At 72.1% G+C, this 13,568-nt stretch carries 10 protein-coding genes; 7 read left to right on the top strand and 3 right to left on the bottom strand.

The genetic code is table 11. The annotated features are described in order from the left end of the window. The first annotated feature begins 180 nt into the window (after positions 1–180). The 3 genes from AMA02S_RS08495 to AMA02S_RS08485 all read left to right on the top strand — a co-directional run bounded on the left by AMA02S_RS08495 (position 181) and on the right by AMA02S_RS08485 (position 5,860). Positions 181–1,170 carry a malate dehydrogenase gene (locus AMA02S_RS08495; RefSeq protein WP_067454334.1) on the top strand — a complete coding sequence of 330 codons (990 nt, stop codon included), beginning with the start codon at positions 181–183 and terminating at the stop codon, positions 1,168–1,170. A gap of 137 nt (positions 1,171–1,307) precedes the next feature. Then, on the top strand, positions 1,308–3,077 hold the full coding sequence (locus AMA02S_RS08490; RefSeq protein WP_067454331.1) for an HSP90 family protein: 1,770 nt from the start codon (positions 1,308–1,310) through the stop codon (positions 3,075–3,077). Then, the gene (locus AMA02S_RS08485; protein WP_067454328.1) at positions 3,074–5,860 is read left to right on the top strand and encodes a hypothetical protein; all 2,787 of its coding nucleotides are present in this window, start codon (positions 3,074–3,076) and stop codon (positions 5,858–5,860) included. The genes AMA02S_RS08490 and AMA02S_RS08485 overlap by 4 nt, the downstream gene beginning before the upstream one ends. A gap of 57 nt (positions 5,861–5,917) precedes the next feature. Here the strand turns inward: AMA02S_RS08485 and galK are convergent, their stop codons facing one another. Together galK and galE are read right to left on the bottom strand one after the other, a co-directional pair. After that, complete coding sequence (gene galK / locus AMA02S_RS08480) at positions 5,918–7,093, bottom strand: galactokinase (protein ID WP_067454326.1); 1,176 nt, start codon at positions 7,091–7,093, stop codon at positions 5,918–5,920. Then, complete coding sequence (gene galE / locus AMA02S_RS08475) at positions 7,090–8,043, bottom strand: UDP-glucose 4-epimerase GalE (protein WP_067454325.1); 954 nt, start codon at positions 8,041–8,043, stop codon at positions 7,090–7,092. Before galE ends, galK begins: the two co-directional genes overlap by 4 nt. Positions 8,044–8,127: 84 nt before the next feature. Here galE and AMA02S_RS08470 point away from each other — a divergent pair, with 84 nt between their 5' ends. The 4 genes from AMA02S_RS08470 to AMA02S_RS08455 all read left to right on the top strand — a co-directional run bounded on the left by AMA02S_RS08470 (position 8,128) and on the right by AMA02S_RS08455 (position 11,936). After that, a complete protein-coding gene (locus tag AMA02S_RS08470; protein WP_084264886.1) occupies positions 8,128–9,123 on the top strand; it encodes a hemolysin family protein in 996 nt (331 codons plus the stop codon). Between the two features lie 18 nt (positions 9,124–9,141). Beyond that, complete coding sequence (trpS, locus tag AMA02S_RS08465) at positions 9,142–10,245, top strand: tryptophan--tRNA ligase (protein ID WP_067454320.1); 1,104 nt, start codon at positions 9,142–9,144, stop codon at positions 10,243–10,245. Further along, entirely contained in the window at positions 10,181–10,849 is a 669-nt protein-coding gene (locus AMA02S_RS08460; RefSeq protein ID WP_245667412.1) for a 2'-5' RNA ligase family protein, read from the top strand. Before trpS ends, AMA02S_RS08460 begins: the two co-directional genes overlap by 65 nt. A gap of 100 nt (positions 10,850–10,949) precedes the next feature. Beyond that, complete coding sequence (locus AMA02S_RS08455; RefSeq protein WP_067454315.1) at positions 10,950–11,936, top strand: YihY/virulence factor BrkB family protein; 987 nt, start codon at positions 10,950–10,952, stop codon at positions 11,934–11,936. On the opposite strand, the gene AMA02S_RS08450 is transcribed toward AMA02S_RS08455, so the two are convergent. Further along, entirely contained in the window at positions 11,915–13,159 is a 1,245-nt protein-coding gene (locus AMA02S_RS08450; RefSeq protein WP_245667411.1) for a D-alanyl-D-alanine carboxypeptidase family protein, read from the bottom strand. The two genes, AMA02S_RS08455 and AMA02S_RS08450, sit on opposite strands and share 22 nt — an antisense overlap. Between the last annotated feature and the right edge of the window lie 409 nt (positions 13,160–13,568).

The following is a 13,568-nucleotide window of genomic DNA, read 5'->3' as shown; positions in this document are numbered from 1 at the left end:
GGGGACGGTCATCATGCCGGTCTGGGCACCTGGAGGATGGCGGGCGGGGCGCGCGCGATAGCCTGAACCCCGGTATATCTCGACGGCGAGAGATTCGGCGCGGCGGCGCGGCTCTCGGGCGGTCGGGTTCGAAGGATGGCCGCCTGAGCCCCGTCAGGTCAGCAGCAGGAGAAGAAGGTAATGACGCGCACCCCAGTCACCGTCACCGTCACCGGCGCCGCGGGCCAGATCGGCTACGCATTGCTGTTCCGCATAGCTTCCGGTCAGCTGCTCGGTGCGGACGTACCCGTGCGGCTGCGGCTGCTGGAGATCCCGCAGGCGGTGAAGGCCGCCGAGGGCACCGCCATGGAACTGGACGACTGCGCGTTCCCGCTGGTGTCCGGCATCGACATCTTCGACGACGCGGTGCGGGCGTTCGAGGGCGCGAACGTGGCGCTGCTCGTCGGCGCCCGCCCGCGGACGAAGGGCATGGAGCGCGGTGACCTGCTGGAGGCCAACGGCGGGATCTTCAAGCCGCAGGGCGAGGCGATCAACGCGGGCGCCGCGGACGACATCAAGGTGCTGGTGGTCGGCAACCCGGCGAACACCAACGCGCTGATCGCGCAGTCGCACGCGCCGGACGTCCCGGCCGCGCGGTTCACCGCGATGACCCGCCTGGACCACAACCGGGCGCTGGCGCAGCTGTCGAAGAAGGCGGGCGTGTCGGTCGCCGACATCCGCAGGATGACGATCTGGGGCAACCACTCGGCCACCCAGTACCCGGACATCTTCCACGCCGAGATCGCCGGCAAGAACGCCGCCGAGACGGTCAACGACCAGAACTGGCTGGAGAGCGACTTCATCCCGACTGTCGCCAAGCGCGGCGCCGCGATCATCGAGGCGCGGGGCGCGTCGTCGGCCGCGTCGGCCGCGTCCGCCGCGATCGACCACGTCCACACCTGGGTGAACGGCACCGCCGAGGGCGACTGGACGTCCATGGCGGTCGTGTCGGACGGCTCGTACGGCGTCCCCGAGGGTCTGATCTCCTCGTTCCCCGTCACCACGAAGGACGGCGAGTGGGAGATCGTCCAGGGTCTGGAGATCGACGACTTCTCGCGCGCCCGCATCGACGCGTCGGTGGGCGAGCTGTCGGAGGAGCGCGACGCCGTCAGCAAGCTCGGCCTGATCTGAGCACGGTCATCTGAACACACGAACGAGCCCCGGACCCGGTCAGGTCCGGGGCTCGTTCGTGTGAGAAATGCGGTCAAGGGGTCGGTACCGGTCGCTAGGGTGTGATCGCTCTTACAGATGATCGGGGAGGCAGGCGAGTGGCGGAACAGGCTTTTCAGGTCGATCTGCGTGGCGTGGTGGATCTGCTGAGCCGCCACCTCTACGCCAGCCCGCGGGTCTACCTGCGGGAACTCCTACAGAACGCGGTGGACGCGATCACCGCGCGCGGTACCGGCGGTGGCCGGGTGGTCATCGAGACCGGCGGCGACGCGCTGCGGGTCCACGACGACGGGATCGGCCTCACCGAGGACGAGGTCCACACCCTGCTGGCGACGATCGGACGCTCGTCCAAGCGCGACGAGCTGGGGTTCGCGCGGCACGACTTCCTCGGCCAGTTCGGGATCGGGCTGCTGTCGGCGTTCCTCGTCGCGGACGAGATCGAGGTGGTGACGCGGTCGGCGCGCGGCGGTGACGCGGTGCGGTGGACGGGGCTGGCCGGTGGCAGCTACCGGGTCGAACCCGCGGAGCGGGAGGAGCCGGGCACGACGGTCACGCTCCGGGCGCGGTCCGGGTCGGCGGAGCTGTTGAGCCCGCCGGTGGTGGCGGATCTCGCCCGCACCTACGGGGCGCTGCTGCCGGTCGAGCTGACCGTGGACGGTGTGCGGATCACCGGCGACGGCCCCGCCTGGCGGGCCGGCCACCGCGACCCGGCCGAACGGCGGCGGGCACTGGAGCAGTACTGCGAGGAGCTGTTCGGGTTCACGCCGTTCGACGTGGTCGACCTGGAGGTCCCGGAGGCGGGGCTGACGGGTGTCGCGTTTGTCCTGCCGCATCCGGTCGCCCCGACGGCCCGTGCCGCGCACCGCGTCTACCTGAAGCGGATGCTGCTGGCGGAGAACGTCGAGGGACTGCTGCCCGAGTGGGCGTTCTTCGCCCGCTGCGTCGTGGACGCGGGGGAGCTGCGGCCGACCGCGAGCCGTGAGGCGCTCTACGAGGACGAGCTGCTGGACTCTGTGCGCGAGGGGCTGGGCGAGGTCCTGCGGCAGTGGCTGGTGAAGCTGGCGGAGACCGATCCGGCGGGGCTGGGCGGGTTCCTGCGGCTGCACCAGCTCGGTGTGAAGGCGATGGCGCTGCACGACGACGACATGCTCCGGATCGTCGACCGCTGGCTGGAGTACGAGACCTCCGCCGGGCCGATGACGCTGGCCGAGTTCCGGCGACGCCACCCGGACGGCCGGTTCACCACGAGCGTCGATGAGTTCCGGCGGCTGTCCGCGGTCGCGGGCGCGCAGGGCGTCGGGCTCGTCAACGGCGGCTACGTGCACGACCTGGAGATCATCGAGCGGCTGCCGGACCTCGATCCGGAGATCCGGATGGCCCGGCTGGACGCGGCGGAGCTGACCACCACGTTCGGGATGCTGGACCCGGCGGCGGAACTGGCGCTGCGGCCCTTCCTGGCGGCGGCGCAGCGGGCGGTGGACCGGCTCGGCTGCGAGGTGGTCGTCCGCGACTTCGATCCGGCGTCGCTGCCCGCGCTGTATCTGACCAGCCGGGACGCGCAGTTCCAGGACGAGCTGGCGCGGGCGCGGGACGAGGCGGACGAGCTGTGGGCGGACGTGCTCGGCGCGGTCGGCGCGCGCGCCGTCGCCGACCGCGCGCAACTGGTGCTCAACTACCGCAACCCGCTGACCCGCCGCGTCACCTCGCTCGGCACGGAGGGACCGGTCGAGGCGGCCGTCCAGGCGCTGTACGGGCAGGCGCTCCTGCTCGGCCACCATCCGCTGCGGCCCGCGGACACCGCGGTACTGAACCGTTCGTTCATCGGCCTGCTGGAGTGGGCCGTCCATCCCCCGGAGGCGGGCACGTGAGCACGGAGGACGTCAACGGCCTGATGGCCCGGTCGCAGGAGCTGCCCTACGGGGAGGCCCGGACCGTCCTGGTGGAGGACGCGCTGCGGCGGGCGGAGGCGACGGGCGACGAGACGCTGGCGTTCTGGGTGCGGCTCCAGCTGACCAACGCCTACCAGTACGGCGGCGAGCCCGCCAAGGCGTTCGCGACGTTCAGCCGGACGATGGCCGACAACGACCGCGATCCCGGCCGCTTCGAGGGGACGCGCCGCCTGCTCTGGCAGATGAAGGCGATCGTGAACTCGCTGACGCTGTTCCCCGAGGTCCCCCTCGACCGGACCTACGCGGTGCTGGACGACATGGAGCGCCGCTACCGGGAGGGCGGGTACAGCCTCCAGGCGGTGTACCACTACCGCAACGCCGTCGCGTTGCATGTCGGCGATGACTCGGCGGACGAGTGGTATCTGAAGTGGCGGGCCGCGCCGCGCGACGAGCTGTCGGACTGCGCGGGCTGCGATCCGACCAGCATGGTGGAGCATCTGGTCCGGCAGGGACGGTACGAGGAGGCGTTCGAGGTCGCGGCGCCGGTGCTGGGCGAGGAGCTGAACTGCACCGAACAGCCGCAGGGCATCCAGACCGCGATGCTGCCGGTCTACCTGCGCACCGGCCGCGCCGAGCAGGCCCGCGACGCGCACCGCCGCGCCTACCGGACGCACCGGATGCACCTCGCCGACCTGGACGAGATCACCGAGCACGTGGAGTTCTGCGCGGTCACCGGGAACGAGGCGCGCGCGCTGGAGATCGTCCAGCGGCATCTGGGGTGGCTCGACCGGGCGCCGAGCCCGCACGCGGAGATGCGGTTCGCCGCGGCGGCCTCGATGGCGCTGCGGAGGTTGACCGAAGCCGGGCACGGCGCGGTGACCGTCCGGCGACCAGAGTTCGGGGATCGCGTGGCGGCCGACGTGCCGCTGGACGAGCTCAGCGCGGAGCTGGCGGGAGTCGCCACGAGCCTGGCGCAGCGCTTCGACGCCCGCAACGGCACGTCCTGCCAGGGTGACCTGATCCGGGCGATGCTGGCGGCCGAGCCGGTCGTCGACTTCCTGCCGCTCGGCGAGCATCACCGGCGCAGCGCGGCGCCGGCGCCGGCCCCGGCAGCCGAGGACCTGTCCTCCGAGACGGATCTGGACGCGCTGCTGGACGAGGCCGACCGGCGTCGCGTCCGCCGCGACATGTCCGGCGCGGCGGCGCTGTGGCGGAGGTTCGACGATGTCGCCGAGACGGTGGAGCCGACGCCGCTCCAGCGGGCACGGCGCGTGGACGGGCAGGGCGGTCAGCTGGCCGTGCGGGGCGACTTCGCGGCGGCGATCGAGTGCTGGGAGGAAGCGGCGGCGTCGTTCACCGGGTTGGGCGAGCAGACGCGGCGGTACCGGACGCTCAGCCGGCTCGGCGCGGCGCGCGTCCAGGCGCGTGACCGCGAGCCCGCGCCCGGCGGCGAGCCCGTGCAGGCTGGTGAAACGGTGCAGGCTGGTGAGGCGGTGCAGGCTGGTGAGGCGGTGCAGGCTGGTGAAGCGGTGGGCCTCGCCGAGCTGGAGGCTGCCGCCGACCATTTCGCCGCCCACCCGACCGAGGACGGCGACGCGACCATCGCGCTCATCCGGCTGGCCCGCGCCTGCCTGGACCTCGAACGCCCGGCCGAAGCCCTCGCCGCGCTGGACCGGGTCGTCCCCGATGACTCGCCCGGTGACGTCGGCGAGCTCGCCTTCCTGCGGGGAAGCGCGCTGCTGATGACCGGTGAGGCCGGCGGCGCGGTCACGGCGCTGCGGGAGGGGGTCGCGGCGGCACGTGGGGCCGGCGATCCGGAGTTGCTGGCCCGTCCGGCGCTGCTGCTCTCCCAGACGCTGAACCAGATGGCGCACAACGGCGATCCCGGCGGCGAGGTCCTCGACCAGGACCCCACCGAGGAGGTGCTGGCCCTGCTCGGCGAGGTGATCGAGGCGCAGCCGGGCCCCTCGCCGCTCCTCGCCGCGGCGCACGCCGAGCGCGGCCTCACGCTGCTCGTCGGCGACCGTCCCGCCGAGGCCGTCGCCGACCTCGCCGAGGCCGTGGCGGGCTGGACGGCGGCGGGCCTGCACGAGCAGGCCACCTACCTGCGGGTGGACCTGGCCGCCGGCTACCTGGCCGCCGGGCGTCACCTGGAGGCGGCGGAGGTCGGGGAGGAGGCCCTGCCCAACGTCACGGAGGAGCTGGAGCGGCGCTGCCGCCTGGTCCTCGCGCACGCGCAGAAGCAGCTGGGCGAGGAGGAGGCCGCCGGGCTGTTCGCGTCGCTCGCCGAGGACGCCGCGAAGGACGGGGAGCCGGGTGCGGTCGGGCATTTCCTGGAGGAGTCAGGCGAGGTCCTGACGAACCTGGACAAGGACGCCCTTGCCGCGGAGCGGTTCGCCGGTGCCGCCGACGCCTACGCGGAGGTCCCGGACCCCTACGGCGTGGTGCGGACCAGGCGCCGCGCGGCGATGTGCCTGCTGTGGTGCGGCGAGACGGCGGAGGCCGCCACGGTGATGGAGGTGGCCCGCGCCGCGCTGTCGGGCCTGCCCGCCGGCAACGAGCCCGCGCGGATCTGGGAGACGGCCCTGGTCTCCTTCGACCAGGCCCGCGTGCTTGCCCAGGCCGGTCGCTTCGCCGAAGCCGAACCCCACGCGTCCGCCGCCGTGGACGAGTTCCGCGCCCTGGACGAGACCGGCCCGGCCGAGGAGGCCACCGCCCTCCTGAACGACATCAGGTCCGCGATGAACACCGCATCGGAGTGACACCGCATCGGAGTGACACCGCATTTGACTGACACTGCGGGGGAGTGGCCTCGCGGGTCAGTTGACGCGGTGGGCGCCGGCGGAGGGGATCGCGTCGAGGAAGCGCGGGGGTGGCCAGCCTCGTCGCTCATAGCTCGACGTGATCGCCTCGCGGACGCGTGCGGCGCGGTCGGTGGCCGTGAGGACGATGACCGAGCCGCCGAACCCGCCGCCGACCATCCGGCCGCCGCGCGCGCCGGCGCGCAGCGCGGCGTCCACGGCGGCGTCGGCCTCGGGCCAGGAGACCTGGAACTGGTCGCGCAGGGACAGGTGCGAGGCGTTCAGCAGGGCGCCCAGCTCGGTGACGGCCCCGGCGCGCAGGAGGCCGACGGTGGCCTCCACACGGTGGTTCTCGGTGACGACGTGCTGGACGCGGCGGCGCAGCACGGGGTCGCGGAGCGAGCCGAGCGCCCCCGCGAGGTCCTGCACGTCGCGCAGCGCGGCGACGCCCAGCTGGGACGCCGCCTCTTCGCACTCGGCGCGGCGGCGCCCGTAGCCGCCGCCGGTCAGGGTGTGGCTCGCGCGGGTGTCGGCCACCAGCAGGGTCAGCCCCGCGTCGGCGGGGGCGAAGGGCACCGGGGACGACAGGCCGCTGCGGCAGTCGAGCATCAGCGCGTGGCCGGACGTGCAGAGCAGGGACGCGGACTGGTCCATGAGCCCGCACGGCACGCCGACCTGCTCGTTCTCGGCGCGCTGCGCGAGCAGCGCCAGTTCCGCGCGCTCGATCTCGATGCCGTGCAGGTCGCAGAGGGCGAGGGCGGTGGCGCACTCCAGGGCGGCGGACGAGGAGAGCCCGGCGCCCTGGGGGAGGTCGGAGTCGATCAGCAGGGATGCGCCGCCGGTCCCGCGCTCGCTGAGGACGCGCGCGACGCCGACGGGGTAGGTGGCCCAGGCGTGCTCGGGCGGCCAGCCCTCGGCGACGACCGTGCCGCCCGTGACGGGGGCGGTGACAAGGGTCCCGCCGGTCTGCGCCGAGCGGACCTCGACGACGCCGTCGTCGCGCCGTGCGGCGGCCACGGATACGCCGTGGGACAGCGCGAACGGCAGGACGAGACCGTCGTTGTAGTCGGTGTGCTCACCGATCAGGTTGACCCGCCCGGGGGCGTGCCAGACGCCGTCCGGGGGGCGCCCGTACGCCGCGGAGAACGCGGCGGCGAGGGCGCCGGGGGTGGTGTCGGCGACCGCGCCGGTCATCGTGAGCGCAGGAAGGTCCACGCGTCCGACACCATCGCCTGAAGGTCGCGCTCCGGCTTCCAGCCGAGCTGTGACTGGATCTTCTCCGAGGACGCCACCAGAACGGCCGGGTCGCCGGGACGGCGCGGGCTCACCTCGGCGGGGATGTCGCGCCCGGTGACCTCGCGGCAGACGTCGATGACCTCGCGGACGGAGTTGCCGTTGCCGCTGCCCAGGTTGAAGATCTGGTGGAACCCGGGCGTGCAGGCGTCCAGCGCGAGCAGGTGGGCGCGGCCGAGGTCGGCGACGTGGATGTAGTCGCGCAGGCAGGTGCCGTCCGGCGTCGGGTAGTCCTCGCCGAAGACGTGCACGGACTCCCGCTCGCCCAGCGCGACCTTCAGCACGTTCGGGATCAGGTGGGTCTCGACGGTGTGCCGCTCGCCCTGCCGGCCGTAGGCGCCCGCGACGTTGAAGTAGCGCAGCGACACCCCGCCGATGCCGTGCAGCCGGGCGTACTCGGCGAGGGTGGTGTCGATCGCCAGCTTGGACGCGCCGTAGGGGTTGGTCGGGCGGGTCGGGTCGGTCTCCAGGATCGGGGTGGACTCCGGCTCGCCGTAGGTCGCGGCGGTCGAGGAGAACACGATCCGCGGGACGGCCGAGATCCGCATCGCCTCCAGCAGGGCGAGGGACTCGCCGAGGTTCTTGTCCCAGTACAGGCCGGGCTTTTCCACCGACTCGCCCACCAGGGACTTGGCGGCGAAGTGCAGGACCGCGTCGAAGCCCGCGCCGCCCAGGACGTCCGCGGCGGTCTCGCGCAGCGTGCCGCGCACCAGCCGGGCGCCCTCGGGCACCGCGTCCTCGTGGCCGGTGGACAGGTCGTCCAGGACGACGACCTCGTGTCCCGCCTCCAGGAGCAGGGCGGAGACGACGCTGCCGATGTAGCCGGCGCCTCCGGTGACGAGCAGCTTCACGAACGGACCTCCAACGGACGGCTATGGGACAGGCGGGGGTGTCCTCCAGGCTAGCCGTAACCGCGAACGGGGAAGGTTTAACACATGGACCGGACGCCGCCAATGCCGCAGCAGCCGCAGTCCCAGCCGCCGAGGCGGCTCGTCCGGCCCCTGATCTGGCTGCTGTCGGGCTCGACCGACCTGGTCGTACGGCTCGCGGGCGGCGATCCGAGGGCACTGCGCGAGGAGCTGACCGCCGAGCGGATGCGGGCGCTCATCGCGGAGAACACCCTGATCACCGCGGATGAGCGGGCGCTGATCGGGGAGGTGTTCGCGGCGGGCGAGCGGCCCCTGCGGGAGGTGCTGGTGCCGCGCACCGAGGTCGAGTTCCTGGACGCGGAACTGCCGCTGCGGGCGGCGGCGCGGGTCGCGGCGGGCAGCCCGCACTCGCGGTTCCCCGTCTGCCGGGACTCCCACGACGAGGTGATCGGCTTCGTGCACATCCGGGACCTGCTGCTGACCGACGGCCCCGACTCGCCGGGCGAGGACGGGCCGGTGGGCGAGCTGGTCCGTCCGGTGAAGTTCCTGCCCTCCTCCAAGCGGGTGCTTCCGGCGCTCTCGGAGATGCGCCGCGAGGGCTGCCATCTGGCGATCGTCATGGACGAGTACGGCGGCGTCGCCGGGATCGTCACGTTGGAGGACCTCGTGGAGGAGCTCATCGGCGACATACGCGATGAATATGATGTGCAGGACGCGCAGGCTCGGCGCCTGCACGGTGGGGTGGTCGAGGTCGACGGCCTGCTCAACCTCGACGACTTCGCCACCGAGACCGGGATCCGGCTGCCCGCCGGGCCCTACGAGACGGTCGCCGGTCACATCATGGCGGTCCTCGGCCGGGTGCCCGCGAAGGGCGACTCGGTGGAGGCCGGGGGCCGGCTGCTCGCGGTCGCCCTGATGGACGGCCGGCGGGTGGCCCGTGTGCGCGTCACACCGCGGGCGACGCCGCAGCCCATGCCGGCGGCGCCCGCGCCGCCGCCCGCGGCCCCGCGGGCGGTCGCCCCGCGAGAGACGCCGGCCCCGAACGGGTCCGGCGGCACCTGAGAGAATCGGTCCGTGCACATGCCCGAAGCGTCCAGCCCCGCTGAAGCCGCCGCGCGCCGCGACAGCGCCCCCCGCGTGCTGTCGGGCATCCAGCCCACCGCCGACTCGTTCCACCTCGGCAACTACCTGGGCGCGTTGCGGCAGTGGGTCGCCATGCAGGACTCCCATGACGCGTTCTACTGCGTGGTCGACCTGCACGCGATCACCGTCGAGCACGATCCGGCCGTTCTGCGCCGCCGCACGAAGGTCGCCGCCGCGCAGCTGTTCGCGATGGGCGTGGACCCCGAGCGGGCCGCCGTGTTCGTGCAGAGCCATGTCCCCGAGCACGCGGAGCTGGCGTGGGTGCTGGGCTGCCTGACCGGGTTCGGTGAGGCCGGGCGGATGACCCAGTTCAAGGACAAGTCGTCCAAACAGGGGACGGCGGGCACGAGCGTCGGCCTGTTCACCTACCCGATCCTCCAGGCGGCCGACATCCTGCTCTACACGCCCGAGCCGGGCCCGGACGGGCGGGCGCTGCGCGTGCCGGTCGGCGAGGACCAGCGGCAGCACCTGGAGCTCACGCGCACGCTCGCCGGGCGCTTCAACCACCGGTTCGGGGAGACGTTCGTCGCGCCGGAGGCGTTCATCCCCGCCGACGCCGCGAAGATCACTGATCTTCAGGAGCCGACCGCGAAGATGAGCAAGTCGGCATCGTCGCCGCAGGGCATCGTGGACGTGCTGGAGGACCCGGGCCCGATGCGCAAGAAGATCATGCGCGCGGTGACCGACACCGGCTCGGAGGTGCGCTACGACGAGGAGAAGAAGGCCGGCGTCACGAACCTGCTGCGGATCTACTCGGCGCTGGAGGGGACGTCCATCCCCGATCTTGAGGCCCGGTACGACGGGTCCGGCTATGGCCAGTTCAAGAAGGACCTCGCGCAGATCGTCCTGGACACGTTCACGCCGATCAGGGAGCGGACGCTCAAGCTGCTGGAGGACGAGGAGCAGCTCGACCGGCTGCTCGCGCAGGGCGCCGACCGCGCCTCGCAGGTCGCAAGGCGGACGATGGAGACCGTCCGTGAGCGGGTGGGCTTCGTCGGGTTGGGAACTGCGGGATTGGGAACTGTGGGACGTGGTCACTGACCGGGCGGCCGCAGAGGCGCCCGGGACGGGCGCGCCTCCGGCCGGGGTCCGCATGATCGGGGTGGCCATCTCGATCCCGGACCCCTACGGCGCGATGCTCCAGGGCAAGCGCGCCTCGTTCGGCGACCCGCTCGCCGGTGCGATCCCGACCCACATCACCCTCCTGCCGCCCACCGAGGTCGACGGCGCGATGCTGGACGCGATCGAGGCGCACCTGCTGGACATCGCCCGCGCGGAGCGGCCCTTCCATATCCGGTTGCATGGCAGCGGAACGTTCCGGCCCGTCTCTCCGGTCGTCTTCGTGGCTCTGGACGAGGGCATCGACGATTGTGAGCGGCTTCAGACAAAAATTCTGTCGGGGCCGCTCGCCCGGCCGCTGGAGTACCCGTACCACCCGCACGTGACGATCGCCCACCACCTGCCCGACAGGGTCATGGATCGGGCCTACGAGGAGCTCGCCGGCTACACCGCCGGCTTCGAGGTCTGGGGATTCTCGCTGTACGAGCACGGTGAGGACGGAGTGTGGCGTCCCCAACGCGACTTCGTGTTCGGCGTGGGCGGCGCGGGTCCCCGTACGGAGGACGACTGCCCCACCGCATCCTGAATCCTTTACCCGGAGGATCCGGATCGCTTGGACAACGCACCGTTTAACGGCTGATTACCGTGCGCTGCATCGACCGTCCGAATCCGGGTACGTTGCGTTCATGTGGCGGGTGATCACCAAGGTGCAACGGCAGGGCGAGACTCTGCTGGACACGGGGAAGAGCCTGCTGAGCGGCGCGCGCGCCCGCTCGAAGTGGTTCGACCATCTGGGACGAGCGTTCGAGCGCTACATGGATCGGCGCGGTGACCGGCTCGCGGCGGCTCTCACCTGCTATGGATTCCTGTCGTTCTTTCCTCTGCTGGCGCTCGCGTACTCGCTGCTCGGCTACCTCGTCGGGGTCAGCGGCCAGGCGCGCGACTACTTCGTCCGGGCGGTCAACTCGCTGTTGCCCGGACTCTCCGGTCAGCTCCAGGTGGAGGAGATCGCCCAGTCCAAGACGGCCGTCGGCATCCTCGGCCTGGTGGCGCTGCTCTTCACCGGCCTCGGCTGGGTGCAGGTGCTGCGCGAGTCCCTGCGCGACATGTGGGGAAACGAGCCGACCGGCGGCGGCAACTACGTCCTCAAGACGCTGTGGGACCTGGCTGTCCTGGGCTTCCTCGGCGTGATCCTGGTCTGCGGCATGGCGATCTCGACCGTCACCACGTCCGCGACGCACACCGTGCTCGGCTGGTTCGGCCTGGAGGACGTGCCCGGCGCAGGGACGGGGCTGCGGCTGCTGTCGCTGGCCGTGGCGATGGCGTTCGACACGGTGATCTTCCTGGTGCTGTTCACCCGGCTCTCCGGTACCCGCGCGCCATGGCGGCGGATCGCCAGGGGCGCGCTGTTCGGCGCCGTCGGCTTCGAGGCCCTCAAGCAGATCGCGACGCTGCTGATCGGACGCACGACGCAGAACCCCGTCTACGCTTCGTTCGCCGTGCTGGTGGGGTTGATGGTGTGGATCAACGTCGTGTCGCGGTTCGTGCTGTTCGCCGCCGCGTGGACGGCCACGCGGCGCATCGTCCTCAGCGCCGACGCCGACAGCCCCGAGCGGGCGGGTGCGGGCGACGACCCCGCCGCCGCCCGCGGTTACCGGCCGGTCTCGTCGTAGGACGGCTCGGTGGACCGCGCCGGAGGCAGCCCGTAGCGGCGCCGCCGCCGCAGCACGGCGATCAGTACCCCGGCCGCGAGGACCGCGCCGACCGCGCCGCCGCCCACGAGAAGCCACATCCGGGTCGAGTCGTCCGAGGCCAGCGGGGCGTCGGGCAGCAGCCCGCCCGGGCCGCCCTTGTCGGGCTCCGGCGCGTCACCCGGAGGCACCAGCGTGCCCATCGGCTTGGCCTTCCCGCGCGCCGCGAACCCCCAGTCCAGCAGCTTGACCGCGTACGGCGAGGGTGGCATGTCGGCCTTCATCAGCGAGATGATGATCGTGTGCCCGCCGCGGCGGGCGGCGGCCACGTAGGTCTGCCCGGCGGCGATGGTGTAGCCGTTCTTGCCGCCCAGCAGGCCGGTGTAGCCGTACCGCTCGCCCGGCAGCAGCTTGTTGTGCGTGTGGATCGGGTACCCGCCGACCTTCTTGCCCTTCTTGCGCTCCTTCTTGGAGGGCGGCGCCGGGAACCGGAAGTCGATCGCCTGGACGTACCTGCGGTAGTCGGCGTTCTTCAGCCCCTCGCGCAGGATCAGCGCGAGGTCGTAGGCGGAGGTGTGCTGCGTCCGCACGTTCAGGCCGAGGTCCTTGTCCAGACCGTTCGGCGACCCGGCGAGGGTGTCGCGGGCGTTGATCCGCCTGGCCTCGGTGTTCATGTCGGCGAGGGTCTTGCGCATCCCGCCGTCCGCCTCGGCGAGCGTCACCGCCGCGTCGTTGGCCGACATCATCATCAGCGCGTGGAACAGGTCCGAGACCTTGTAGCTCATCTTCGGCGTCAGCCCGACCTTGGTGCCCTCGACGTCGCACGCCTGCTGGGACGGCCGGACGAGCCGGTCCGGGTCCAGCCTCGGGACGAGGGCCAGCGCGGTCAGCGTCTTGAGGGTGCTCGCCGGAAGGTAGCGGCCGTGCGGGTCCTTGGCGGCCAGCACCTCGCCGGTGTCACCGTCGGCGACCAGGTACGAGGACGCCTTGATCTTCGGTAGGGCCGGGACGCCGGGCGCCGTGTCGACGACGAGCCCGCGGGCCCCGAGCTGTGGTCCGCCCACCGGATCGGACGGCGGCGCGGCTCTGCCGGGCGGTGCGGCCAGGGCCGGTGGTGCGGTCAGGCAGACCGCCACGAGCGGCACTGTGATCACCGTCACGGCGCGGTGCAGCCCGGCCCGCAGCCCATGTCGCTCTGGTCGCAAGCTCTCGCCGCTCCTCTTTCCCGCAGCCGCGCAGCTGCCCCCAACGCCCATGACTCCCCCGAAGACTAGGCGACGTATCCGGAGAAGAGGTACCCGAACCGAGAGAGAGCGATCCTCGGGATGTATCGGAAATCACACTAGGTGTGGGGATCCCCGGTCATCGGTTACAGTCCGTCATGACGGGTATTTTGGGACGGGCTGACTAGTCCGATCTAGTGATGCCCTCGGCATGATCGATGACCGAAAAGTGTGCTTCGCACGCTCTGGGTCCCGCCCGTACGAGTCAATTGGTCTGCAAAGGGCAAAGAGATGCGGCGGGCTCGCGGCCACGGACGCCATCATGGTGGAACACGTGACCTGGACCGGCGTTTGTCCAGGCTTAGGGACCCGCTGGCTGAATTGCGCCACG

Source organism: Actinomadura macra NBRC 14102, assembly GCF_001552215.1.
Lineage (GTDB): Bacteria > Actinomycetota > Actinomycetes > Streptosporangiales > Streptosporangiaceae > Spirillospora > Spirillospora macra.
The sequence above is the reverse complement of the archived record's forward strand: the minus strand, read 5'-3'. Positions and strand labels throughout refer to the sequence as shown.